Here is a 22969-nt window from a genome sequence, read left to right as displayed (position 1 = left end):
TTGCAAGGCTAGACAACGACAGACCCTTCAATAGACTGGGCGAGCCGCGATTGACCGCGGTCTATCCCGGTGCGTCCAGTGCATCCGGGTATGTATTGCATTGCCCCCGTACCCCCAAAGCCAAGGACCGTGATCGACGTGAAGGTCGGCATCCCCCGCGAGGTCAAGAACAACGAGTTCCGGGTGGCCATCACCCCCGCCGGTGTGCACGAGCTCGTGCGCAACGGGCACCAGGTCTTCGTCGAGCAGAACGCCGGTGTCGGCTCCTCGATCACGGACGACGAGTACGTCGCCGCGGGCGCGCAGATCCTGCCGACCGCCGACGAGGTCTGGGCCACCGCCGACCTGCTGCTCAAGGTCAAGGAGCCGATCGCCGAGGAGTACCACCGCCTCCGCAAGGACCAGACCCTCTTCACCTACCTGCACCTCGCGGCCTCCCGTGAGTGCACGGACGCCCTGATCGCGTCCGGCACCACCGCCATCGCCTACGAGACGGTCGAGACCGCGAACCGCGCCCTGCCGCTGCTGGCCCCGATGTCCGAGGTCGCGGGCCGGCTGGCCCCGCAGGTCGGCGCCTACCACCTGATGCGCGCGGCCGGCGGCCGCGGTGTCCTGCCCGGCGGCGTCCCGGGCGTGATCCCGGCCAAGGCCGTCGTCATCGGCGGTGGCGTCTCCGGCTGGAACGCCACCCAGATCGCCGTCGGCATGGGCTTCGAGGTGACCCTGCTCGACCGCGACATCAACAAGCTCCGCGAGGCCGACAAGATCTTCGGCACGAAGGTCAAGGCCGTCATGTCCAACTCCTTCGAGCTGGAGAAGGCCGTACTGGAGGCCGACCTCGTCATCGGCGCGGTGCTCATCCCCGGCGCCAAGGCCCCGAAGCTGGTCACCAACGAACTCGTCTCCCGGATGAAGCCCGGAAGTGTCCTTGTCGACATCGCGATCGACCAGGGCGGCTGCTTCGAGGACTCCCGTCCCACCACGCACGCCGAGCCGACCTTCACGGTGCACGAGTCGGTCTTCTACTGCGTCGCCAACATGCCGGGCGCGGTGCCGAACACCTCCACCTACGCGCTGACCAACGCCACGCTTCCCTACATCGTGTCGCTGGCCAACAACGGCTGGGTCGAGGCGCTGCGCCGCGACGCCGCCCTGGCCAAGGGCCTCAACACCCACGACGGCAAGGTCGTCTACAAGGAGGTCGCCGAGGCCCACGGCCTGGAGCACCTCGAACTCGGCTCGCTCATCGGCTGACCCGCGGCCCCACCGGCCGACCGTCAACGGTTGCCGTCAACCTCACACATCCGGCCGGACCTTGCACGACGAGGTCCGGCCGGACGTGTGTCCGGCCACCCGCTGACCCTCGCTCAAGTCGTCTCGAACGTAACCCTTTAACCGTTTCGCACACCCGGGAAACGTGTCGATGCATGGCCGTGCGCCCTTGACACGGGACTGTTTCTTTGCCGACACATCGGCCCGTGTCCGGGCGATTGTGTTGCTGCGGAGCGGTGACACGCCATAGAGTCGCAAACCGTCGGCATGGTGCCACGCTGACCTATCGATAAGTTTCCTGGTCACATCCAAGGAGGTAAGACGACTTGTGAATGAGTCGACATTTACTCCTGGGGGTGGTCAACCGGGAACGGTCGGCGACGCCGGCTCGGTCGCTGTCCGAACCTTCGCGGGCGGCCAGCAGCACAGGACGACAGCCCACACGATGAAGATGATGGACGGCCAACACGTGAACGCCATGGCCGGCAACGAGAGTGGCCGAGAGTCCGCCCACTTCGCCGCCTACGACGAAGTCCCCGAGGGGCACTTCTACGACCCTGACGCCGAGTACGAGCCCGATCCGGAGTACGCGGCCACCCTCGCGCCCGACGCTGCCCGCCAGCGCCGCGAGCGGATCGGCCCCACCGGACGGCCCCTGCCGTACTTCCCGATCCCCGGACCGCTGACCGACCACGGTCCCGCGAAGATCATCGCGATGTGCAACCAGAAGGGCGGCGTGGGCAAGACGACGTCGACCATCAACCTGGGCGCCGCGCTCGCGGAGTACGGACGCCGGGTCCTGCTCGTCGACTTCGACCCGCAGGGAGCCCTGTCGGTCGGCCTCGGCGTGAACCCGATGGAGCTGGACCTCACCGTCTACAACCTGCTCATGGAGCGGGGCATGTCGGCGGACGAGGTCCTGCTGAAGACCGCCGTGCCCAACATGGACCTGCTCCCCAGCAATATCGATTTGTCAGCCGCCGAAGTGCAGCTGGTGAGCGAGGTCGCGCGCGAGTCGACGCTCCAGCGGGCGCTCAAGCCGCTGCTCAACGACTACGACTACATCGTGATCGACTGTCAGCCCTCGCTCGGTCTGCTGACCGTGAACGCGCTGACGGCGGCTCACAAGGTGATAGTGCCGCTGGAGTGCGAGTTCTTCGCGCTGCGTGGCGTCGCGCTGCTCACCGAGACCATCGAGAAGGTCCAGGAGCGGCTCAACCCCGAGCTGGAGCTCGACGGCATCCTCGCCACCATGTACGACTCGCGCACGGTGCACAGCCGGGAGGTCCTCGCGCGGGTCGTCGAGGCCTTCGACGACCACGTGTACCACACGGTGATCGGCCGGACCGTGCGCTTCCCGGAGACCACGGTCGCGGGCGAGCCGATCACCACGTACGCCTCGAACTCGGTCGGTGCGGCCGCCTACCGCCAGCTCGCCAGGGAGGTGCTCGCCCGGTGTCACGCCGAGTGAGTCTGCCCGGTGCCGACGAGTTGTTCCGTACGACAGGGGGGATGGCGCTCCAGTCGTCGACCCCGCGCCGTCAGAACGGCGAGCCGCGGGTGCCGGCGCCGGCGGGCGAGAGCGACCCGGGGGCGGCGGTGTCCTCCCCCGCCCCGGCCCCCGAGGAGCACGCGGCCGCCGGGGCGGACACCGCGGAGCCCCGCAGCCGCGAGGCGGAGTCGTCCGCGAAGGCGGGCCAGCCGACCGCCCCGGCCCGGCGCCGGGGGCGCGCGGCGAACCGGCGCCCCAGCGGGCGTGAGCGGCACGACGAGAAGATCACGGTGTACGTCTCCGCCGAGGAGCTGATGGACCTGGAGCACGCGCGCCTGGTCCTGCGCGGCGAGCACGGTCTGGCCGTCGACCGCGGGCGCATCGTCCGCGAGGCGGTCGCCGTGGTGCTGGCCGACCTGGAGTCGCGGGGCGACGCGAGCATCCTGGTGCGGCGCCTGCGCGGGCGCTGACGGTAGCCTGCGCGGGCCGCCGCCCGTTCCTCGCCCCGCCCCCAGGACCACGATGCCCCCGACCGACGCCTCCTCGCCCCGCCGCCGTGCCCTCGGGCGTGGCCCGGGCGCCGCACGGCCGGAGGCCCCCCTTCACGCCCCGGTGCCGGACGCTCCCGTACCGCCGGACGATTCCGGCTCTCCCGTCCCGCCGGAAGCGCCGGCCACGGCCGGCCCCGCCGCGCCGGACGACGCCGCCGCGCCATCGGCGCCCCTCCTCGGGCCCGCCGACGGGCCGGCGCCCGGCCGGGAGACCGCGGGGGACACGGGGGACACCGGGAACGCCGGGGACGCCGGGGACGCCGGGGACGCCAAGGATTCCGGCGGGAGGTTCACCGTCCGGCTGGCGAACTTCGAGGGGCCCTTCGACCTGCTGCTCCAGCTGATCTCCCGGCACAAGCTGGACGTCACCGAGGTCGCCCTGTCGAAGGTCACCGACGAGTTCATGGCGCACATCCGCGCCATGGGGCCCGACTGGGACCTGGACCAGACCACCGAGTTCCTCGTCGTCGCGGCCACCCTGCTCGACCTGAAGGCCGCGCGGCTGCTGCCCGCCGCCGAGGTGGAGGACGAGGCGGACCTCGCGCTCCTGGAGGCGCGGGACCTGCTCTTCGCCCGGCTGTTGCAGTACCGCGCGTACAAGCGGGTCGCCGACATCTTCAGCGAGCGGCTGGACAGCGAGGGGCGGCGTCACCCCCGTACGGTCGGCCTCGAACCGCACCACGCCGAGCTGCTGCCCGACGTCGTCATCAGCATCGGCGCGGAGGGGTTCGCCGCGCTGGCCGTGAAGGCCATGCGGCCCAGGGCGAAGCCGCAGGTGTACGTCGAGCACATCCACGCCCCGCTGGTCAGCGTCCAGGAACAGGCCGGGGTGGTCGTCGCCCGGCTGAAGGAGCGCGGCGAGGCGAGCTTCCTGGAGCTGGCCGAGGACGCCCCGGACACGCTCACGGTCGTCGCCAGGTTCCTGGCCCTGCTGGAGCTGTACCGGGAGAAGGCCGTCGCCCTCGACCAGGAGGAGGCGCTGGGCCGGCTCATGGTGAGGTGGACCGGGGCGGAGGACGTCGCGGTGACGGACGAGTTCGACCAGGAGGAGTCGTGATGGAGCTGAAGCCGGCCCTGGAGGCCGTCCTCATGGTCGTCGACGAGCCGGCCACGGAGGAGCACCTCGCCAAGGTGCTGGACCGTCCCCGGCGCGAGGTGGCCGACGCGCTGCGGGAGCTGGCCGACGAGTACGACGTGCAGAGGCGCGGCTTCGAGCTGCGGCTCGTCGCCGGCGGATGGCGGTTCTACACGCGGCCCGAGTACGCGGAGGCCGTCGAGAGCTTCGTCCTCGACGGGCAGCAGGCCCGGCTCACCCAGGCCGCGCTGGAGACGCTCGCGGTCGTCGCGTACCGCCAGCCGGTCAGCCGGTCGAGGGTCTCGGCGGTGCGCGGGGTGAACTGCGACGGGGTCATGCGCACCCTCCTCCAGCGCGGTCTGGTCGAGGAGGCGGGCGCGGAACCCGAAACAGGTGCGATCCTGTACAGGACGACGAACTACTTCCTGGAGCGGATGGGCCTGCGCGGCCTGGACGAGCTCCCCGAGCTCGCGCCCTTCCTCCCCGAGGCGGACGCGGTCGAGGCGGAGTCCCGGGAAGGGGTCCCGTCGTTCGATCCGGACGCTCCGGACTCCGAGCACGCAGACGACAAGACGGAACTTTGATGCGAAGCAGCAGCGGCAGGAACAGCAGCGGAAACAACGGCGGGAGCCGTGGTGGCAACAGCGGCGGCCGCGGCAGCAGCGGCGGCCGCGGCGATCACCGGGGTGCCGGTAACAGCCGCGACGACCGCAGGCAGGGCGGCGGCAACCCGCGCCGCCCCCGCCCCGAGGAGCGCAGCTACGACGTGGGCGCCCCCGGCGAGGGCGGCCCCAAGCGCGGGCGCGGCGCCGCGGCCCGGGGCGGCGCCAAGGGCGGCCCCCGGCAGTCCCCCCAGCGCGGGGGCGGCCGCACGACCCCGGCGCGTCCGCGCGAGCTGGACGCCCGGATCGAGGAGCGCAACCGCGAGCGGTACGCGAACAAGCCGCAGATCACGACGCCCAAGACGTTCGGCGAGCCGGAGGGGGAGCGGCTCCAGAAGGTGCTCGCCCGCGCCGGCATGGGGTCGCGGCGCGCCTGCGAGGAGATGATCGACGCCGGCCGGGTCGAGGTGAACGGCAAGATCGTCATCGAGCAGGGCACCCGGGTCGACCCGGAGAAGGACGAGATCAAGGTCGACGGCCTGACCGTGGCGACCCAGTCGTACCTCTTCTTCGCGCTGAACAAGCCCGCCGGTGTCGTCTCCACGATGGAGGACCCGGACGGCCGCCAGTGCCTGGGCGACTACGTCACCAACCGAGAGACCCGGCTCTTCCACGTCGGGCGTCTCGACACCGAGACCGAGGGCATCATCCTGCTCACCAACCACGGTGAGCTGGCCCACCGCCTCACGCACCCGAAGTACGGCGTGAAGAAGACCTACCTGGCCGCCATCACCGGCCCGCTCCCGCGCGAGGTGGGCAAGCGGCTCAAGGAGGGCATCCAGCTGGAGGACGGCTACGCCCGCGCCGACCACTTCCGGGTGGTCGAGCAGACCGGCAAGAACTACCTGGTCGAGGTGCAGCTCCACGAGGGCCGCAAGCACATCGTGCGCCGCATGCTCGCCGAGGCCGGATTCCCGGTCGAGAAGCTGGTGCGGACCGCCTTCGGCCCGATCCAGCTCGGCGACCAGAAGTCGGGCTGGCTGCGCCGCCTGACGAACACCGAGGTCGGCATGCTGATGAAGGAAGTCGGTCTGTAACAGCCCGTACCGGTACGAAAGCCCGCGGCCCGCGAAGGCCGCGGGCTTTCGCGCTTGTGGGACACCCGCGTCCAGCTTTATAGTCAGGGTGACTCTTAAAGGGGGATGGCGTGCACGTCGCCGACAGGACCGTCTTCATCACCTCCGCCGCGCCGGGCCGGCGGATCCGGCCCCACGGGGGTGGACCAGGCCCCGACGCCCGCGCGGCGGAGGTGATGGGGACCCGCACCAAGGGGCGGCGGGCATGAGCGCCCCCCGCCCCGGACCCCGGCGCCCGGACGGCTACGACCCGCGCGCCTTCGAGCCCTTCGCCGTCACCGTCGACCTCGCCGTCTTCACCGTCCGCGAGGAGCGGCTCCAGGTGCTCCTGGTCCAGCGGGGGCAGGAGCCCTACCGGGGCGCGTGGGCCCTGCCAGGGGGCTTCGTCCTGCCCCGCGAGTCGGCCGGCCTGGCGGCCCGCCGCGAACTCGCCGAGGAGACCGGCCTGTCCGACGCCACCGTCGCCCACCTGCACCTGGAACAACTGCGCACCTACAGCGACCCCGACCGCGACCCCCGGATGCGGGTCGTCTCGGTCGCGTACACCGCACTCGTACCGGACCTGCCGGAACCGCGCGGCGGCGGCGACGCGGCACACGCCCAGTGGCTGCCCTACGGGTCGTACGGGCCCCTCGCCTTCGACCACGACACGATCCTCGCCGACGCCCACGAGCGCGTCGGCGCCAAGCTCGAGTACACCTGCCTCGCCACCGCCTTCTGCCCGCCCGAGTTCACCCTCGGCGAGCTGCGGCAGGTGTACGAGACGGTGTGGGGCGTCGAACTCGACCGCCCCAACTTCCGGCGCAAGGTCCTCGCCACACCCGGCTTCGTCCAGGCCGTGGAAGGACCGCCGCGCCTCACCGGCGGACGGGGGAAACCGGCCGCTCTGTACCGGGCGGGCCAGGCCACGGCCCTGCACCCGCCACTGCTGCGACCGGAGGGACGACAGAAATGATCACGTCCAGGACCATCACCAAGCAGGCGGCCACCGGCTCGCTCATCGGGCTCGCGCTCGGCGACGCGCTGGGCTTCCCCACCGAGTTCAACGACGTCCCGGCCATCCTCGCCAAGTGCGGGCCCTGGCGGGCGATGACGCTGCCCACACCCGCCTTCGTCACCGACGACACCCAGATGACCCTCGCCGTCGCCCGCGCCGTCCGCACCGCCCTCGCACGCGGCGCGCTCGCCCCGCAGTGGCTCACCCGCCCGCTGCGCGACGAGTTCGTCGCCTGGTACCACTCGCCCGAGAACAACCGGGCGCCCGGCCGCACCTGCCTGGTCGCGTGCGAGAAGCTCGACGGCGACCGCCCCTGGCAGCAGGCCAGCCGGATCGGCTCCAAGGGCTGCGGCGCCAACATGCGGGTCGCCCCCCTCGGCCTCGTACCGGGCCTCAGCCAGGAGCAGCGCGCCGGCGCCGCCCAGCTCCAGGCCGCCCTCACCCACGGCCACCCCACCGCCCTGGCCGCCTCCGACCTCACCGCCCAGGCCGTCCACCTGCTCACCCGGGGCGCCGAACCGCTCGGCCTGGTCGGGCGCCTGCGCTCCTACGCGTACGACAACCGCTCCCGCTACCGCGAGCAGTGGCTCGGCGACCTGTGGACGTACTCCCACGACGCGTCGCCCCAGGCGTTCATCCAGCGGGGCTGGGACGAGTGCGCGGACGCCCTGAGCAGGCTGGACACGGCGCTGCGCACGGCCGACCCGGAGACCGACCCGTGCCTGCTCACCGGCGAGGGCTGGGTCGCCGAGGAGGCGCTGACCACCGCGCTGCTGTGCTTCCTGCAGTTCCCCGGGGAGCCGCTCACCGCCCTGCGCCGCGCCGCCTGCACCAAGGGCGACTCCGACTCCCTCGCCTGCCTCACCGGAGCGTTCGCCGGGGCCCATCTGGGCGCCGGGGCGTGGCCGAAGGAGTGGGCGGACCGCATCGAGTACGGCAGCGAGCTTCTGACGCTGGGGGCTCTCTGGGACGCTTAGGTCCATGACCGAACTCCTGGAGCTCCCCGACCTGGCCTCCGTCGTCGCCGCACAGCCCGACCGGCTGCTGTTCGCCACCGTCTCCGGCGCGCACCTGTACGGTTTCCCGTCCCGCGACTCGGACGTGGACGTACGCGGGGTGCACCTGCTGCCGGTGGACGCGCTGATCGGGCTGCGCGAGCCCGAGGAGACCCGCTCCCGCATGTGGGAGCGGGACGGGGTCGAGATGGACCTGGTCACGCACGACCTGCGCAAGTTCGTGCGCCTGATGCTGCGGCGCAACGGCTACGTGCTGGAACAGCTGCTGTCGCCGCTGGTCGCCCACACCACCGGCGCGCACACCGAGCTGGCCGCCCTCGCGCCCGGTGTGCTCACCACCCACCACGCCCACCACTACCGGGGTTTCGCCGCCACCCAGTGGCGGCTGTTCGAGCGGAGCGGGGAGCTCAAGCCGCTGCTCTACACCTTCCGCGTGCTGCTCACCGGCATCCACCTGATGCGCACCGGGGAGGTCGTGGCCCACCTGCCGACCCTGCTCGGCTCCGTCCCGGCACCGGAGTACGTGGCGGAACTCATCGCCGCCAAGGCCGACGCCGAGCACGGGGCGGCCACCGGCGTGGACACCGGGCGGGTGCGGGCGGACGTGGAGGCCCTGCACACCGTCCTGGACGAGGCGCAGGCGGCGTCCGCGCTACCGGACGCCCCCGCCCCCGCCACCCACGACGCCCTGCACGACTTCGTCGTACGGGTGAGGCTGGAGGGCTGACGCCCGCCGCGTACGGAACAGGAAGTCCTCGACCGCCCGCCGGTCCGGCCCAGGCGGCAGCGGGGAGCCGGCGACCGCCTCGTCCGCCTCGCCGGCGAGGCGGACCATCCACGCCTCCACCCGTGGCCACGGCACCTCGCCCCGCTTGACCGCCAGCAGCCGCTCGCGGCCGTCGCCGACGTGGATCACCAGCTCGCCGGTGCGCAGCAGGTCCCGGCAGCTCCCGAGCAGGCGCAGCAGGTGCATGGCGTGCTTCCAGCGGGGCGCGCCGTACCGGCGGACGTCCGCGTCCAGCTTCCGGCGCTGACCGGTCGCATACCGGACGAAGGTGCGGTGGGCCTCGCGGGAGAGGAACGCGGAGCGCAGGGCCAGCAGTTCGCGGCCGGTGTCGTCGACGCGCTCGACGAGCGGGGAGTGCAGGCACTCCAGGACGGTGGGGTTGGCGCGCAGGGCCAGCTCGCAGAACCGCTCCAGCTCCCAGCTGAACTGTTCCTCGGCCGGGCCCTCGATGTGCGTGGGCGGCTTGTCGAAACGCCACTGGAGCGCGGTGGGGGCCAGGAACACACCCCGCCGGTCGGTATCGCTGTCGTCGGTGGCCAGCCCAAAGGCGCGCGACCCCATGACACAGGAGTAGATCGTGTGGTCGCGCACCAGTTCGTCGGGGGTCGGCATGCGCCCGACCCTATGCCAGACGGATGGTGTCCCCCGTCACGGTGATCCGCTCGGCGGGCAGCGGGCGGGTGGCCGGGCCGCGCGCCACGGAGCCGTCCGCGATGCGGAAGCGGCTTCCGTGGCAGGCACAGTTGATCGTGCCGTCCTCCACCGTGGCGACGACGCACCCCTGGTGGGTGCAGACCGCGGAGAAGGCCATGAACTCGCCCTCCCGGGGCTGTGTCACGACGACCTTCCGCTCCTTGAGGACCGCTCCGCCGCCGGACGGGATGTCGGACGTCCTGGCCAGCTCCCCGGCGGCGGGCGCGGACGTGGAGGCCGAATCCGCCGGCACGGAGGCCGACGCGGAATCCGTCGGCACGGAGGCCGAGGAGGCGGGGCCGGTCGCGGAGCCGGTCGCCGGGTCGGTCGGGGGCACGGGACCGGTGGTGGGCGGCGGGGCGTCGCCCGCGCCGTCGCCGCAGCCGGCCGCCAGGGCGAGCGTGGCGGTGCCGGCGGCCCGGAGCACGGTACGGCGGGGGGTGGGAGCTGGACTCATGGGCGGCATCCTGGCGCCGTACGGCCCCGGTGCGAAGCCACCGCGCTGCCGGTTAAGCCCAGGGGGCGAGCCCCGTGACACGGCCGGCCGCATCGCGGCGGACCTCCCGCACGCCCGTGACGGCGGCCGGGTCCAGCGGACCGTACACGTGCGGGAAGAGCCGGCCGCCCGAGCCCTCCCAGCGGACCTCCGCGGTGAGCCGCGCCTCGTCGAGGTCCAGCAGCAGCAGCGGCCCCGGCACGTCCCGGTAGTGGGCGTCGGCCACGGCCAGCGCCGTCTCCTCGTCGGGGGAGCAGTGCACGAACCCCTCCGAGGCCAGGGAGGCGGGCCGGTGGGGGACCCCCGGACCGGCCCACTCGGCGGCCGGCGCGATGTGAAGAAGCATGGCGACAGTTCTACCCGGACAGACCCCTCCCCGGACGGACCGCCCCCCGTTCCGCAGGCCGGGCGCCCGTCGGTCCGGCGTCTGCATGCCGGACGGATCGGGCGCCGGCGGCCGGGCTGACTAGGCTGACCGACAGCACAAGGCACCAGGTGAAGGAGCGGGACGTGGCGGTACGAGCGGTCCGAGGGGCCGTCCAGATGGAGCGGGACGACGCCGGGCACATGCGCGACCGGGTGGGCGAGCTGCTCACCGCCGTCCTGGAGCGCAACGACCTCGTCCCCGACGACCTCATCAGCGTCTGGTTCACCGCCACGCCGGACCTGCACAGCGACTTCCCCGCCGCGGCGGTGCGCGAGCTGGGCATCGTGGACGTACCGCTGATCTGCGCGCAGGAGCTGGACGTCGCCGGCGCGATGCCGCGTGTCGTGCGCCTGCTCGCCCACGTCGAGACCGACCTCCCCAAGTCCGCCGTCGCGCACGTCTACCTCGGCGCCGCGGCCGCCCTCCGCAAGGACATCGCCCAGTGAGAACCGCCGTCGTCATCGGAACCGGGCTGATCGGCACCTCGGCCGCCCTCGCGCTGACCGCGCGCGGTGTCACCGTCCACCTCGTCGACCACGACCCGGACCGGGCCCGCACCGCCGCCGCACGCGGGGCCGGCACGGAGGAGCCGCCCGAGGGCCCCGTCGACCTCGCCGTCGTCGCCGTACCGCCCGCGTACGTCGCCGCCACCCTCGCCGACGCCCTGCGCGGCGGGATCGCCCGCGGCTACCTGGACGTCGCCAGCGTCAAGGGCGGGCCCCAGCGGGAGCTGGAGGCGATGGGCCTGGACCTCTCCGCGTACATCGGTACGCACCCGATGTCCGGCAAGGAGCGCTCGGGTCCGCTGGCCGCGACGGCCGACCTGTTCGAGGGCCGCCCCTGGGTGCTGACCCCCACCCGGGACACCGACACCGAGGTGCTGAACCTCGCCCTGGAACTGGTCGCCCTGTGCCGGGCGGTCCCGGTCGTGATGGACGCGGAGACCCACGACCGGGCGGTCGCGCTGGTGTCGCACACCCCGCAGCTGGTGTCGTCGATGGTCGCCGCGCGGCTGGCGGACGCCGACGAGACGGCGGTACGGCTGTGCGGCCAGGGCATCCGGGACGTGACCCGCATCGCGGCCTCCGACCCGCGCATGTGGATCGAGATCCTGTCGGCGAACCCCGGCCCCGTCGCGGACGTCCTCGCCGGGGTGGCCGCCGACCTGGACGAGACGGTCCGGTCGCTGCGGTCGCTGCAGTCCGCCGACGAACACGAACGCCGCGACGGCGCCACGGGCGTCGAGGACGTCCTGCGCCGGGGCAACGCCGGGCGCGCCCGCGTCCCCGGCAAGCACGGCGGCGGCCCGGTCGCCTACGAGACGGTCGCCGTCCTCCTCAGCGACCGGCCCGGCGAGCTCGCCCGCATCTTCGCGGACGCCAGCCGGGCGGGTGTCAACGTGGAGGACGTCCGCATCGAGCACGCCACGGGCCAGCAGGCCGGTCTCGTCCAGCTGATGGTGGAGCCCGCCTCCGCCCCGGTACTGGCCGCCGCCCTGCGAGAGCGGGGCTGGGCGCTGCGCCAGTAGGGGCCGGGGGGCCCACGGGACGGCCGGGCCGGGGGGCGTAGCCCGAATGGGTGCAAGGGGTGGCGGCAGCAGTCGGTAACCTTGTGCGGGGCCCCTCGCAATCGGCCGGCCCTCTCCCGCGTACCAGGAAGGTGTCCGACACCGTGGAATCCGTGATCGTCGCCATCGACGGGCCCTCCGGCACGGGCAAGTCGAGCACCTCCAAGGCGGTCGCCGCCAAGCTGGGGCTCAGCTACCTGGACACCGGCGCCCAGTACCGGGCGATCACCTGGTGGATGATCACCAACGGGGTCGACGTCGACGACGCCGACGTCGTGGCCTCCGCCGCCGGGAAGCCCACCATCGTCTCCGGGACCGACCCCTCCCACCCGACGATCACCGTCGACGGCGTGGACGCCTCCGGCCCCATCCGCACCCAGGAGGTCACCTCCAAGGTCAGCGCCGTCAGCGCCGTGCCGGAGGTGCGGACGCGGATCACCGAGCTCCAGCGGTCCATCGCCGCGAGCGCCGAGCACGGCATCGTCGTCGAGGGGCGGGACATCGGCACCACCGTCCTGCCGGACGCCGACCTCAAGATCTTCCTCACCGCGTCCCCCGAGGCCCGCGCCGCCCGCCGATCCGGCGAGCTGAAGGGCGCCGACGTCCACGCCACCCGCGAGGCCCTGATCAAGCGGGACGCGGCCGACTCCAGCCGCAAGACGTCGCCGCTCGCCAAGGCGGACGACGCCGTCGAGGTCGACACCACCCAGCTCACCCTCCAGCAGGTCATCGAGTGCGTCGTCACGCTCGTCGAGGAGAAGCGGGCCGCCGCGTGACCCCATCCCCCCAGGGCGCCTCCGTCGGCCGGGGCATCGGCATCGGGCTGATGTACGGGCTGTGGAGGCCGCGCGTCCTCGGCGCCTGGCGGGTCCCGGCCTCCGGGCCCGTGATCTTCGCCGTCAACCACGCGCACAATCTCGACGGCCCCATGCTGATGGGCACCGCGCCCCGACCCGTGCACTTCCTGATCAAGAAGGAAGCCTTCAAGGGGCCCCTCGGCCCCTTCCTGGAGAGCATCGGCCAGGTGAAGGTGGACCGCGGCGCACCCGACCGCACCGCCATCACCGGCGCCCTGGACGTCCTGACCTCCGGCGGCGTCCTCGGCATCTTCCCGGAGGGCACCCGCGGCACGGGCGACTTCGCCTCCATCCGGGCGGGCCTCGCGTACTTCGCCCTGCGCAGCGGCGCCCCGATCGTCCCGGTCGCCGTCCTGGGAAGCACCGACCGCCGCGGACGGTTGATAAAGGCGCTGCCCCCGCTGCGCAGCGGCGTCGACGTCGTCTTCGGCGACGCCTTCGAGGCGGGTGACGGCTCCGGCCGGCGCACCCGCAAGGCGCTGGACGACGCCACCGTACGCATCCAGGAGAAGCTCACCGCCCACCTGGAAAACGCCAGGCGCCTCACCGGGCGCTGAGCGAGACTGAGTCTTGAGTAGCGGATCACTCGATCCGCCGATGACGATGATGAACGAGGAACGGACTTCATGAACGACCAGCACGACCACGGGGCACTCGGCGACACCGAGTACACGGAGTTCATGGAGCTCGCCGCCGAAGAGGGCTTCGACATCGAGGACGTCGAGGGCGCCATCGAGGAGGCCGGGCACGGCCCGCTCCCCGTGCTCGCCGTCGTCGGCCGGCCGAACGTCGGCAAGTCGACCCTGGTGAACCGCATCATCGGCCGCCGCGAGGCCGTCGTCGAGGACAAGCCCGGCGTCACCCGGGACCGCGTCACCTACGAGGCGGAGTGGGCCGGCCGCCGCTTCAAGGTCGTCGACACCGGCGGCTGGGAGCAGGACGTCCTCGGCATCGACGCCTCCGTCGCCGCCCAGGCCGAGTACGCCATCGAGGCCGCCGACGCGGTCGTCTTCGTCGTCGACGCCACCGTGGGCGCCACCGACACCGACGAGGCCGTCGTCAAGCTGCTGCGCCGCGCCGGGAAACCCGTCGTCCTCGCCGCCAACAAGGTCGACGGCCCCTCGGCCGAGGCCGACGCCTCCATGCTCTGGTCGCTCGGGCTGGGCGAGCCGTTCCCGGTCTCGGCCCTGCACGGCCGCGGCACCGGCGACCTCCTCGACGAGGTCCTCAAGGCCCTTCCCGAGGCCCCCGAGCAGACCTTCGGCACCGCCGTCGGCGGCCCGCGCCGCATCGCGCTCATCGGCCGCCCGAACGTCGGCAAGTCGTCCCTGCTCAACCAGGTCGCCGGCGAGGAGCGGGTGGTCGTCAACGAGGTGGCCGGCACCACCCGCGACCCGGTCGACGAGCTGATCGAACTGGGCGGCACCACCTGGAAGTTCGTCGACACCGCGGGCATCCGCAAGAAGGTCCACCTCCAGGAGGGCGCGGACTACTACGCCTCGCTGCGTACCGCCGCCGCCGTGGAGAAGGCGGAGGTGGCCGTCGTCCTGATCGACACCACCGAGTCCATCTCGGTCCAGGACCAGCGCATCATCACCATGGCCGTGGAGGCGGGCCGCGCGCTCGTCATCGCGTACAACAAGTGGGACGACCTCGACGAGGAGCGGCGCTACTACCTGGAGCGCGAGATCGAGACGGAGATGCAGCAGGTCGCCTGGGCGCCGCGCGTCAACGTCTCCGCCCGCACCGGCCGCCACATGGACCGGCTCGTCCCGGCGATCGAGACGGCGCTGGCCGGCTGGGAGACCCGCGTCCCCACCGGACGGCTGAACGCGTTCCTCGGCGAACTGGTCGCCGCCCACCCGCACCCCATCCGCGGCGGCAAGCAGCCGCGCATCCTGTTCGGTACGCAGGCGGGCACCAAGCCGCCGCGGTTCGTGCTGTTCGCGTCCGGCTTCCTGGAGCACGGCTACCGCCGGTTCGTCGAGCGCCGGCTGCGCGAGGAGTTCGGTTTCGAGGGCACGCCGATCCACATCTCGGTGCGGGTGCGCGAGAAGCGCGGTCGCAAGAAGTGACGCGCCCACCGGGCGCATGACGACGGCGGGGCCGGAGCGAATCGTTCGCTCCGGCCCCGCCGTCGTGGCCGCCGCCGGTCACAGCCCCCTGCGGGGCGCCGGTGGCAGTGCCGCCGGTACGTGGTGGTAGCCGGTCGCCCGGCGCATCGACTGGACCGGCTGCCAGCCGCTCGTGTAACCGCCGTGGTGCGTCGGGTACGACCCCGCGCCGCCGCCCGGCCCGGACGAACCGAACGCCCTGAAGCCCAGGTCCTCCTCGCCGCTGCGGTCGCCCGGCAGGCTCCTGAACGACCTCAGGTACTCGGAGTACAGCGCGTCGTAGATCGGCGTGGCCGACGGGGCGGCGGACAGTCCGTCCTGCGTGGAACGCATGGCGGGAATCTGCTGGTACGGCTGGCGGGAAGACTCGTATGCGTGCACGTATGAGCCAACGACCTCACCGCCCTTCGGATGCGGCCCCGGTGCGGAAAACGCCGGGCGCGGCAGGGGCGCCGCGTACCCGCTCCGCGCACCGGGGCGTACGGCCGGGTCCTGCGGGTCCTGCGCGGTCCGGCCCTCCGTCGCCGCCGAGTGCATCAGGTACCGGCCAGCGGCATCGCCGCCGCGACCAGCCGGCCGTTCGCGGCCGCCTTCTCCAGAGCGTCCCGCAGCAGGTCCTCACGCGGCTGCTGGCCGATGGAGCCGACCGGAGCCGCGAAGACCAGCACCGTGTGCGACTTGTTCGCCGCCGCGCGCCAGCCCTCGGTGACCTGGAGCGGCTGGTGGGCCTGCCACCAGGCGACGGGGCTGCCGCCGCCCGTACCCGGCTGGAGGATGGCGTGCAGCTGACCCATGGCGAGCAGCACCGACCAGCCGGCGATCGGGCTCGGCCGCTGGTTGACGTCACCCACCGGCAGGAAGCCCTGTTCGATCAGCAGCGGCAGGAACTCGTCACCGCCGCCGGTCGTCCCGGGGCGCGCGATCGGCGCGGTCGGCTCGACGACGAGAGCCGGGTGCAGCTCGTTGTCGATCAGCACGAGACCGCTGGTGACGCCCAGGACGGCCTGGTCGCCGGCCGGTACGGGCGCGGTGGCGGCCGCCGCCTGCGCCTCCGCGCCGGTGATCGACCGGACGGCGCCCTGGAGCTGCTCCTCGGCGACCTTGACGACCTGCGAGGGGATGCAGGTGGCGTGGGCGAAGGCGAGGACGGCGGTCTCCTCGCCCACGAACAGGACGGTGCTGGTGCGCTCCTGCTCGGAGTCGCCCGGGGTGCGGCAGGAGGTGCAGTCGTAGCTGCCCGGGGCGTTCTCGCCGGCGAGCAGCCGGTCGGCTTCTTCGTCGCCGATCTCGGCGCGTACGTCCTCGCTGACGTCGAGCATGCGGGGCACGGGTGGCTCCTCGGACTCGTTGCGTGCGAAGCCGGGCGGTTCCCGGCTCGTCTCATGAAGGGTTCAACGGGTGATATGCGGCCGGAGTCACGGGTCGGCCGCGCCCCGGTGCGTCGGCCGACCGGGTGGGGTCCGGCCGCCGCCCCGCGCGGCGGCGCCGGGCGGCCCCCGCGCCCCGCCTAGCGTGAGCCGATGCCGAAGATCCGTTTGTGGCCGGGCGCGCTGCCCGCCGTGCTGCTGCTCGCCTGGGGAACGACGGCCGCGGTCGCGGCCCCGGCCGGCCCCGGCTCCCACCCTCCCCCGCCCGCGTCCGGCCCCGGGGCCCGGACCGCGTCCGCACCCGGCTGCGCCGGTGACCAGTGGCCCTGGGGCTGCGTCGCGGACTGCGAGAGCAGCGGCCGGTGGAACCTCAACACCGGCAACGGCTTCTACGGCGGGCTGCAGTTCAAGCAGTCCACCTGGGAGGCGTACGGCGGTCTCGCCCACGCCCGCCGCGCCGACCTGGCGACCAGGCCGCAGCAGATCGCTGTCGCCGAGGAGGTGCTGCGCTGGCACGGGTGGAAGGCCTGGCCCGTCTGCTCCAAGAAGTACGGCCTCTCCGGCCGCGCCCACACCGTCCAGCCGGACGACACGCTGTCCTTCGTGGCGCGGCGCTTCAAGGTGCCCGGCGGCTGGAAGGCGCTGTACAAGGCGAACCACAAGGTCGTGGGCAGCGACCCCGACCGGATCCGGCCGGGCATGATGCTCACCCTTCCCGGCCTGAAGCCCGCCCCGAAGGCGGCCGCCGTTCCCGCGCCGCGCGGGAAGTGAACTCGGCCAGCTCGCCGCTGAACGACAGGGTCCCGCGCCGTAGTTCGTGCACCGGCGACCCGCCGGGCAGCCCCGCCGGCGGGCGCTGCTCGGCCACCACCACCGCCGCGCCGTACCGGTCGCAAAGACCGCGCAGCAGGCGGTGGGTGCGGGCCGCGACGACGGGCGACATGCCGAGCGCCGGCTCGTCGACGAGGACGACCCGCGCGGGCGCGAGCAGGGCGCGGGAGAGCGCGAGCATCCGCTGCTCGCCGCCGGAGAGCGTGCCGGCGGGCCGGGCGAGCAGCGGGCGGAGCTCGGGGTAGGCGTCCAGGGCGGGCGCGGGGTCCCGGCCGGGGGCGCTCAGCGCGAGATTCTCGGCGACCGTGAGCGTGGCGTACAGCGCGCGGCGGTCCGGTACGAAGCACAGGCCGCGCCGCGCCCGGCGGTGGGCGGGCAGCCGTGTCACGTCGGCGCCCCGCCACACGACCCGTCCGGCGCTCAGCGGCACCGTGCCGGCGAGGGCGCGCAGCACGGTCGTACGCCCCGATCCGTTGCGGCCCAGCAGTACGGTGACGGTGGCCGCCGGGACCGGGAGGTCGACGCCGTGGAGGGCCTCCAGGGCGCCGTAGCGGACCCGGGCGGAGCGCAGCGCGATCTCGATGCTCATGACACGATCCGCCCCGCCTCCATGACGTGCACGGTGTCCGCGACGTCCGCGACCAGGTCCACGTCGTGCTCGACGACCAGCACCGCCGTGCCGTCCGCCGCCAGGGCCTTGAGCACCCGGGCGAGCATGGCGGCCTCGGCCGCGTCCAGCCCGGCGGCGGGTTCGTCGAGCAGGAGCGTGTGCGGCTGCCCCGCCAGGACGCGGGCCACCTCGACGCGGCGCACGGCGCCCGTGGACAGCCCGCCGGCGGGCAGGTGGCGGGCGCCGGTCAGACCCAGGAGGCGCAGGGCGCGCTCGACGGCGTACGGATCGTCGCGCACCCGGCCCTGCTCGCCGCCGACGCGGACGTTCTCCTCGACGGTCAGCGACGGGAACACGGCCGGCTCCTGGAACGTGCGGGCGATGCCGAGCCGGGCCCGGGCGTGCGCGGGCCGGAGGGTGATGTCGGTGCCGTCCAGCCCGACCCGCCCGGCGGTGGGGCGGGCGGTGCCGGCCAGGCAGTGGAACAGGCTGCTCTTCCCCGCCCCGTTGGGCCCGACGAGCGCGGTGACCCTGCCCGGCTCCACGCGCAGGTCGACGCGGTCGAGGGCGGTGAACCCGGTGTGGCGGAGGGTCAGGCCGTGGGCCTCCAGTCCGCGTACGGGCGCGGGGGCGGCGGGCCGCCGTGCGGGGCGGGGCGGCGCCGGGGGACGCGGTGCGGTGCGGGCCGGCGGGCGGTGGCGGAGCGCCCGGACCCCGGCGGGGCGGGCGGCGGTGTCGGTACGGGTACCGGTGGTGCCGGTGTCGGTGCCGGTTTCGGTGCCGGTGCCGGTGCCGGTTCCGGTTCCGGGCGGGGGGCCGGACGAGGGTGCCGGGGGCGCGGTCGGGGGCCGGGGGGCGTCCGCGGCCGCGGACACCGGCCGGCCGGCCGCGCCGGGGGCCACCGGCGCGGGCGGGCGCGTGCGACGCGGGGTCCCGGCGGCGCCCGGCAGGAGCGAGGCCAGCGGGGGGACGCGCGCCGTGAAGGCGGCCAGCAGCCCGATCACGGCGGCCGCGGCGCCGCCCCGGGCGCCCGCGTCGAGGCCGACCAGCAGGGCCGCGGCGGCCAGCGGGGCCAGCAGGCTGTCGGCGCCCAGCACGAGCACGGCGGCGAACCACAGCAGCCCCCGCACCGGGTCGTACGCCGCCGGGTCGAAGGCCTGGACGCCCATGCCGAGCAGGCCGCCGCCCAGCGCGGCCAGGGCGGCGCCCGCCACGAAGGCCAGGACCTTCAGGGCCGGGACCCGCACGCCCGCCGCCTGCGCGCCCGCCTCGTGGTCGCGCAGCGCGGCCAGCGCCCTGCCCGTACGGCCCCGGCGCAGTGCGGCGACCAGCAGTAGGGCGCACGCCAGCACGGCGAGCTCCACGGCGTAGTACGCGCGGTCCGGTGCCAGGCCGGCCGGGCGCGACAGCGTCAGCCCCGCCGTCGCGTACGGCTGCGCGAAGACGAACCGGCTCACCGCCACCCCCACCGCCAGCGTCGCCAGCGCCAGGGCCAGGCCGTGGCGGCGGATCGCCGGCCCGCCCGTGAGCAGGCCCAGCGGGGCGACCAGCGCCACGGCCACCAGGAGCGCGGCCGGCTCCGCCAGGGCCGGCAGGCCCGGGAAGCGTCCGGCCGCCAGCAGTGCCGTGAACAGCGCCCCCAGACCCGCGTACGCCGCCTGGCCGAGCGAGATCTGCCCGCCCCGGCCGGTGACCACGACCAGGGACAGCAGGACCACCGCCAGCGCCGGCACCTGGACCGCGGTCCGCAGGTCGCTCCCGGCGAAGCCGAGCGGCAGCAGGTACAGCACCCCCGCGACCACCCACAGCCCGGCCGGGACGCGCGCCCCCGCCGGGGCGGCGCGCGGCCCGACGTCCCGCGCCCCCACCCCCGGCAGCGCCAGGGCGGCGACCAGCAGGGCGACGACGAACAGGTTGGTGGCGACGGCCTGGACCAGCGGGCCGGCCCAGCCCGCCGGGTGGAGGCGGGTCAGCTGCGCCTGGGCGACACCGATGGCCAGCGCCGTCGCCACCGCCACCGGCAGGCTCCGCATCCTGGCGGCCACCGCCACCGCGATCACCTCGACGACCAGCAGCGGCAGCCCGTACGGGTCGAGCCGGACGTAGGGCGCCAGCAGCACGCCCGTCAGGCCCGCCGTGAACGACCCGAACGCCCAGCCCGCCGCCGACACCCGGTCCGCCGCGATCCCGCTGAGCACCGCCAGCTCCCGGTTGTCCACGACCGCCCGCAGCTCGCGCCCCAGCCGCGTCCACCGGGTCACCGCCCCGACCGCGCCGCCCACCAGCAGCACCGCGGTGAGCTGCGCCCACGGGTCGTCGCCCAGCAGCACCGGCGCGTCCGCCCGCGCCCCCTCGCCCCAGACCAGGGTCGCGCCGCCGACGAGCAGCACGAACACGCCGATCGACGCCACCAGGGTCCTGGCCGGGTCCAGGCCCAGCACCGCCGCCGGCCGGAACACCGCCCGGTCCAGCACCAGCCCGATGCCGGGCGCCACGACCAGCAGGGTCAGGCAGGCGGCGAGCGGCAGCGGCCAGCCCGCCTCCACCACCAGCTCGCGCAGCACGTACGCGCAGACCATGGCGATCGCGCCGTGCGCGAGGTTCAGCACGCCCGTCGCGCGGTATGTGACGATCAGCCCGATCCCGGTCAGGGCCGCCGCGCTGCCCACCGCCAGCCCGGCGAGGACGAGGTCGTACGTCAGCGAGGGCACCGGGGCCTCAGACCTCCGGCTCGCACACCGGACACGGGTCGAGCGCCGCGTCCCCGGCCGGCACCGCGTCCGCCTTGCCGGCCACCAGCGGACAGTCCGGGCGGTGCGCCAGCGTCCCGCCCGGCACCCGCACCGGCGGGCCGGAGGAGGAGGGGCGGACGTCGTCCGCGCCGGGCTCCCGCACCGCCCCGCCTCCGGGGCCCCGCCGCGGCGGGCCGCCGGCCAGCAACACCGCCCCGGCGACCAGCAGGGCGGCGCCCGGCACCGTGCGGGACGCCAGGTACGGGACCTGCCGCTCCGCGAAGCGCTCGCCGGACACCCCGTACCAGCCCAGCACGCACAGCACCACGCCGGCGGCGGCGGCCACGATCCCGCCCCACCACAGCACCCGCGACGTCGGCATCCCGAACCCTCCGGCTGGCGATGTATGGCGATTCCTTGCACTATGCCCAAGAAGGCCCAACAAGGCACAGACCCCGGAACCCGGTGGTGAGCCAGATGGTCCACAAGAGCCCCCGCAAGCACCCGCGCACCGCGGCCCTGGCCGCGGCCGCCGTGCTGGTACTGGTACCGGTCGCCGCCGGCTGCGGCGACGACGGCGGCGGCGAGCCGCAGAGCTCCCCGACGCCCACCGCGACGGCGGCCCGGGAGGGGAACCAGCCCGCCGACCCCGCAGCGGCCCGGCAGGAGATCCGGAAGAACTGGACCACCTTCTTCGACCCCAGGACGCCGATCGACCAGAAGGCCGCGGTGCTGGAGAACGGCGACCGGATGCGGCCCGTGCTCCAGGCCTTCTCCGCCGGCCCGGAGGCGGCCCGGACGTCCGTGAAGGTCAAGGACGTGGCCTTCACGTCCGCCGACCGCGCCGACGTCACCTACGACCTGCTGGTCGGGGGCACCCCCGCCCTGCCCGACTCCAAGGGAACCGCCGTGCACCAGCAGGACACCTGGAAGGTGTCCGTGAAGACGCTGTGCGCCCTGGTGAAGCTCAGCCCCGATGCCTCGGCCGTACCGGGCTGCTGAGACCTTCCTGCTGGTGGCGCTCCTCACGCTGAGCGCCGCCTGCGGCAGCCGCCTCCCCGAGAGCGACTTCACGTCGCGGCCCTCCGCGCCGGCGACCGGCGGCGGGGAGCCCGTCCGCGTCGGCATCATCACCGGCGCCACCAGCCCCGTCGGCGGCGACGCCCTCACCGGCCCCCGGGACGGGGCGCTGGCGTTCTTCGCGGCCCTCAACGCCCGGGGCGGCATCGGCGGGCGCCGCGTGGAGGTCACCACCTGCGACGACGGCGGCAGCGGCATCGGCAACGACGCGTGCGTGCGCGAACTCGTCGACGGCGAGCGGGTCCTCGCCCTGGTCGCCACCACCGCCCTCGACTACGCGGGCGCCGCCCGCGTCTCCCGCGCCGGCGTCCCCGACATCGGCGGCCAGCCGCTCGGCCCCGCGTACGACACCTACCCGCACCTGTACGGGATCTACGGCAGCTCCGCCCCGCGCACCGGGCGCGAGCCCGGCTGGAACGGCGTCCTCACCGGCGGCACCGAGGTGTACCGCTGGTTCAGGCGGGAGCTCGGCGCCCGCACGGCGGCCGTCGTCTCCTACAACCAGGCGGCGTCCGCGTCGTACGCCCGGCTTGTGACCGCGGGCCTGAAGGCGGAGGGGTACCGGGTCGTCCCCGAGCAGGTCGACTTCGCGCTCCCCAACTACCGTGCCGTCGCCGCCGACCTCCGCGCGCAGGGCGTCGACGTCGTGTTCGACGCCCTCGACGCACACGGCAACGCCCAGCTGTGCGAGGCGATGGACGCCGTCGGGGCCACCGTCACCGCCAAGGTCACCAACGTCCAGAACTGGAACCAGGACGTGCCCCGCGACTACCGGGGCGCCCCGCGCTGCCGCAACGCCCTGTGGGCGACCGGCGCCAGCCGCAACCACGACGACACGGCACACCCCGCCGTACGGGAGTTCCGGCGGGCCATGAAGGGCGAACCGCTCTCCCAGTGGGCCCTGGAGGGCTGGGCCGCCGCCAAGTGGTTCACGGACGCCGCGCGCTCCTGCCCGCCGGCGGGGCTCACGCGCGCGTGCGTCGAGCGGTTCGTCGACCGCCCCGAGCCGTACACCGCGGGCGGTCTCCTGCTGCCCGTCCGCTTCGAGCGGCTCCCCGAGCCTCCGAGGACCCGGCACACCTGCCTGTCCGTGGCGCGCTGGCAGGACGGCCGGGGCTGGGTCACCCAGGGCGGCGACATGAACGACAACTGCGCCACCGTGCCGCAGCTGCCCTACCGGCCCTGACCGTCGCCGCCGTCCGTCGCCGCCGCCGTAAAGCCAAGTACAGTCGCCCTTTGACGACCGGGCGGACCGGCCGGCGACCGG

The 22969-nt window shown here is 74.2% G+C and carries 25 protein-coding genes; 17 read left to right on the top strand and 8 right to left on the bottom strand.

All coding sequences use genetic code 11. The features are described from left to right. Nucleotides 1-138: 138 nt before the first annotated feature. The 9 genes from ald to IE109_RS25325 all read left to right on the top strand — a co-directional run bounded on the left by ald (nucleotide 139) and on the right by IE109_RS25325 (nucleotide 8868). Complete coding sequence (gene ald, locus IE109_RS25365) at nucleotides 139-1254, top strand: alanine dehydrogenase (RefSeq protein WP_189553673.1); 1116 nt, start codon at nucleotides 139-141, stop codon at nucleotides 1252-1254. Between the two features lie 463 nt (nucleotides 1255-1717). Further along, entirely contained in the window at nucleotides 1718-2743 is a 1026-nt protein-coding gene (locus IE109_RS25360; protein ID WP_373297771.1) for a ParA family protein, read from the top strand. Then, entirely contained in the window at nucleotides 2728-3234 is a 507-nt protein-coding gene (locus IE109_RS25355) for a hypothetical protein (protein WP_189553643.1), read from the top strand. The genes IE109_RS25360 and IE109_RS25355 overlap by 16 nt, the downstream gene beginning before the upstream one ends. 52 nt (nucleotides 3235-3286) lie before the next feature. Next, nucleotides 3287-4372 carry a segregation and condensation protein A gene (locus IE109_RS25350; protein ID WP_189553642.1) on the top strand — a complete coding sequence of 362 codons (1086 nt, stop codon included), beginning with the start codon at nucleotides 3287-3289 and terminating at the stop codon, nucleotides 4370-4372. Then, entirely contained in the window at nucleotides 4372-4974 is a 603-nt protein-coding gene (gene scpB / locus IE109_RS25345; RefSeq protein ID WP_189553641.1) for an SMC-Scp complex subunit ScpB, read from the top strand. Before IE109_RS25350 ends, scpB begins: the two co-directional genes overlap by 1 nt. Next, nucleotides 4974-6089, top strand: a complete 1116-nt coding sequence (locus IE109_RS25340; RefSeq protein WP_189553640.1) for a pseudouridine synthase — start codon at nucleotides 4974-4976, stop codon at nucleotides 6087-6089. The genes scpB and IE109_RS25340 overlap by 1 nt, the downstream gene beginning before the upstream one ends. Nucleotides 6090-6333: 244 nt before the next feature. Beyond that, complete coding sequence (locus IE109_RS25335) at nucleotides 6334-7083, top strand: NUDIX hydrolase (RefSeq protein ID WP_189553639.1); 750 nt, start codon at nucleotides 6334-6336, stop codon at nucleotides 7081-7083. Then, a complete protein-coding gene (locus tag IE109_RS25330) occupies nucleotides 7080-8102 on the top strand; it encodes an ADP-ribosylglycohydrolase family protein (protein WP_189553638.1) in 1023 nt (340 codons plus the stop codon). The genes IE109_RS25335 and IE109_RS25330 overlap by 4 nt, the downstream gene beginning before the upstream one ends. 4 nt (nucleotides 8103-8106) lie before the next feature. Then, on the top strand, nucleotides 8107-8868 hold the full coding sequence (locus tag IE109_RS25325; protein WP_189553637.1) for a nucleotidyltransferase domain-containing protein: 762 nt from the start codon (nucleotides 8107-8109) through the stop codon (nucleotides 8866-8868). On the opposite strand, the gene IE109_RS25320 is transcribed toward IE109_RS25325, so the two are convergent. Genes IE109_RS25320 through IE109_RS25310 form a run of 3 tightly spaced genes read right to left on the bottom strand, consistent with a single transcriptional unit; the run spans nucleotide 8794 to nucleotide 10463 of the window. Further along, complete coding sequence (locus IE109_RS25320) at nucleotides 8794-9540, bottom strand: nucleotidyltransferase domain-containing protein (protein WP_189553636.1); 747 nt, start codon at nucleotides 9538-9540, stop codon at nucleotides 8794-8796. The two genes, IE109_RS25325 and IE109_RS25320, sit on opposite strands and share 75 nt — an antisense overlap. A 10-nt stretch (nucleotides 9541-9550) precedes the next feature. Next, on the bottom strand, nucleotides 9551-10078 hold the full coding sequence (locus IE109_RS25315; protein WP_189553635.1) for a Rieske (2Fe-2S) protein: 528 nt from the start codon (nucleotides 10076-10078) through the stop codon (nucleotides 9551-9553). Between the two features lie 52 nt (nucleotides 10079-10130). Continuing rightward, nucleotides 10131-10463, bottom strand: coding sequence for a DUF952 domain-containing protein (locus IE109_RS25310; RefSeq protein WP_189553634.1), 333 nt, complete (start codon nucleotides 10461-10463; stop codon nucleotides 10131-10133). Between the two features lie 164 nt (nucleotides 10464-10627). Here IE109_RS25310 and aroH point away from each other — a divergent pair, with 164 nt between their 5' ends. The 5 genes from aroH to der all read left to right on the top strand — a co-directional run bounded on the left by aroH (nucleotide 10628) and on the right by der (nucleotide 15043). Then, nucleotides 10628-10990, top strand: coding sequence for a chorismate mutase (gene aroH / locus IE109_RS25305; RefSeq protein ID WP_189553633.1), 363 nt, complete (start codon nucleotides 10628-10630; stop codon nucleotides 10988-10990). Continuing rightward, entirely contained in the window at nucleotides 10987-12072 is a 1086-nt protein-coding gene (locus IE109_RS25300; RefSeq protein WP_189553632.1) for a prephenate dehydrogenase, read from the top strand. The genes aroH and IE109_RS25300 overlap by 4 nt, the downstream gene beginning before the upstream one ends. Before the next feature lie 152 nt (nucleotides 12073-12224). Beyond that, nucleotides 12225-12887 (top strand): (d)CMP kinase, encoded by a 663-nt coding sequence (gene cmk / locus IE109_RS25295; protein WP_189553672.1) that lies wholly within the window; start codon nucleotides 12225-12227, stop codon nucleotides 12885-12887. Beyond that, nucleotides 12845-13525, top strand: coding sequence for a lysophospholipid acyltransferase family protein (locus IE109_RS25290; RefSeq protein WP_189553631.1), 681 nt, complete (start codon nucleotides 12845-12847; stop codon nucleotides 13523-13525). The genes cmk and IE109_RS25290 overlap by 43 nt, the downstream gene beginning before the upstream one ends. A gap of 69 nt (nucleotides 13526-13594) precedes the next feature. Next, complete coding sequence (gene der, locus IE109_RS25285; protein ID WP_189553630.1) at nucleotides 13595-15043, top strand: ribosome biogenesis GTPase Der; 1449 nt, start codon at nucleotides 13595-13597, stop codon at nucleotides 15041-15043. Nucleotides 15044-15121: 78 nt separating this feature from the next. Here the strand turns inward: der and IE109_RS25280 are convergent, their stop codons facing one another. Further along, a complete protein-coding gene (locus tag IE109_RS25280) occupies nucleotides 15122-15463 on the bottom strand; it encodes a hypothetical protein (RefSeq protein WP_189553629.1) in 342 nt (113 codons plus the stop codon). 155 nt (nucleotides 15464-15618) lie between these two features. Then, nucleotides 15619-16410, bottom strand: a complete 792-nt coding sequence (locus IE109_RS25275; protein WP_189553628.1) for a DUF8842 C-terminal domain-containing protein — start codon at nucleotides 16408-16410, stop codon at nucleotides 15619-15621. 192 nt (nucleotides 16411-16602) lie between these two features. On the opposite strand from IE109_RS25275, the gene IE109_RS25270 reads away from it, so the two are divergent. Next, nucleotides 16603-17220 carry a LysM peptidoglycan-binding domain-containing protein gene (locus IE109_RS25270; protein ID WP_189553627.1) on the top strand — a complete coding sequence of 206 codons (618 nt, stop codon included), beginning with the start codon at nucleotides 16603-16605 and terminating at the stop codon, nucleotides 17218-17220. Here IE109_RS25270 and IE109_RS25265 read toward each other — a convergent pair. The 3 genes from IE109_RS25265 to IE109_RS25255 are packed head-to-tail and all read right to left on the bottom strand — an operon-like array spanning nucleotide 17156 to nucleotide 21004. After that, complete coding sequence (locus tag IE109_RS25265; RefSeq protein WP_189553626.1) at nucleotides 17156-17869, bottom strand: ABC transporter ATP-binding protein; 714 nt, start codon at nucleotides 17867-17869, stop codon at nucleotides 17156-17158. The genes IE109_RS25270 and IE109_RS25265 overlap by 65 nt on opposite strands. Beyond that, on the bottom strand, nucleotides 17866-20601 hold the full coding sequence (locus tag IE109_RS25260; RefSeq protein WP_189553625.1) for an ABC transporter permease subunit: 2736 nt from the start codon (nucleotides 20599-20601) through the stop codon (nucleotides 17866-17868). Before IE109_RS25260 ends, IE109_RS25265 begins: the two co-directional genes overlap by 4 nt. Nucleotides 20602-20608: 7 nt before the next feature. Continuing rightward, on the bottom strand, nucleotides 20609-21004 hold the full coding sequence (locus IE109_RS25255; protein ID WP_189553624.1) for a hypothetical protein: 396 nt from the start codon (nucleotides 21002-21004) through the stop codon (nucleotides 20609-20611). A 95-nt stretch (nucleotides 21005-21099) separates the two neighbouring features. Here IE109_RS25255 and IE109_RS25250 point away from each other — a divergent pair, with 95 nt between their 5' ends. Both IE109_RS25250 and IE109_RS25245 read left to right on the top strand, forming a co-directional pair. After that, nucleotides 21100-21624, top strand: a complete 525-nt coding sequence (locus IE109_RS25250) for an MTB12 C-terminal domain-containing protein (RefSeq protein ID WP_189553623.1) — start codon at nucleotides 21100-21102, stop codon at nucleotides 21622-21624. Continuing rightward, on the top strand, nucleotides 21599-22888 hold the full coding sequence (locus IE109_RS25245; RefSeq protein WP_189553622.1) for an ABC transporter substrate-binding protein: 1290 nt from the start codon (nucleotides 21599-21601) through the stop codon (nucleotides 22886-22888). The genes IE109_RS25250 and IE109_RS25245 overlap by 26 nt, the downstream gene beginning before the upstream one ends. Nucleotides 22889-22969 lie beyond the last annotated feature (81 nt).

Origin of the sequence: Streptomyces lavendofoliae (assembly GCF_014649735.1) — a bacterium.
Taxonomy (GTDB): domain Bacteria; phylum Actinomycetota; class Actinomycetes; order Streptomycetales; family Streptomycetaceae; genus Streptomyces; species Streptomyces lavendofoliae.
Note: the sequence above shows the minus strand (reverse complement) of the source record. Positions and strands in the feature narration are given on the sequence as shown.

Coding starts and splice junctions, on each gene's coding strand:
- scpB (WP_189553641.1), top strand. CDS start 4,372: ATGGAGCTGAAGCCGGCCCTGGAGGCCGTCCTCATGGTCGTCGACGAG.
- IE109_RS25265 (WP_189553626.1), bottom strand. CDS start 17,869: ATGAGCATCGAGATCGCGCTGCGCTCCGCCCGGGTCCGCTACGGCGCC.
- IE109_RS25310 (WP_189553634.1), bottom strand. CDS start 10,463: ATGCTTCTTCACATCGCGCCGGCCGCCGAGTGGGCCGGTCCGGGGGTC.
- IE109_RS25250 (WP_189553623.1), top strand. CDS start 21,100: ATGGTCCACAAGAGCCCCCGCAAGCACCCGCGCACCGCGGCCCTGGCC.
- IE109_RS25340 (WP_189553640.1), top strand. CDS start 4,974: ATGCGAAGCAGCAGCGGCAGGAACAGCAGCGGAAACAACGGCGGGAGC.
- IE109_RS25330 (WP_189553638.1), top strand. CDS start 7,080: ATGATCACGTCCAGGACCATCACCAAGCAGGCGGCCACCGGCTCGCTC.
- der (WP_189553630.1), top strand. CDS start 13,595: ATGAACGACCAGCACGACCACGGGGCACTCGGCGACACCGAGTACACG.
- IE109_RS25325 (WP_189553637.1), top strand. CDS start 8,107: ATGACCGAACTCCTGGAGCTCCCCGACCTGGCCTCCGTCGTCGCCGCA.
- IE109_RS25360 (WP_373297771.1), top strand. CDS start 1,718: ATGAAGATGATGGACGGCCAACACGTGAACGCCATGGCCGGCAACGAG.
- IE109_RS25335 (WP_189553639.1), top strand. CDS start 6,334: ATGAGCGCCCCCCGCCCCGGACCCCGGCGCCCGGACGGCTACGACCCG.
- IE109_RS25350 (WP_189553642.1), top strand. CDS start 3,287: ATGCCCCCGACCGACGCCTCCTCGCCCCGCCGCCGTGCCCTCGGGCGT.
- IE109_RS25320 (WP_189553636.1), bottom strand. CDS start 9,540: ATGCCGACCCCCGACGAACTGGTGCGCGACCACACGATCTACTCCTGT.
- IE109_RS25270 (WP_189553627.1), top strand. CDS start 16,603: ATGCCGAAGATCCGTTTGTGGCCGGGCGCGCTGCCCGCCGTGCTGCTG.
- IE109_RS25255 (WP_189553624.1), bottom strand. CDS start 21,004: ATGCCGACGTCGCGGGTGCTGTGGTGGGGCGGGATCGTGGCCGCCGCC.
- IE109_RS25315 (WP_189553635.1), bottom strand. CDS start 10,078: ATGAGTCCAGCTCCCACCCCCCGCCGTACCGTGCTCCGGGCCGCCGGC.
- IE109_RS25245 (WP_189553622.1), top strand. CDS start 21,599: ATGCCTCGGCCGTACCGGGCTGCTGAGACCTTCCTGCTGGTGGCGCTC.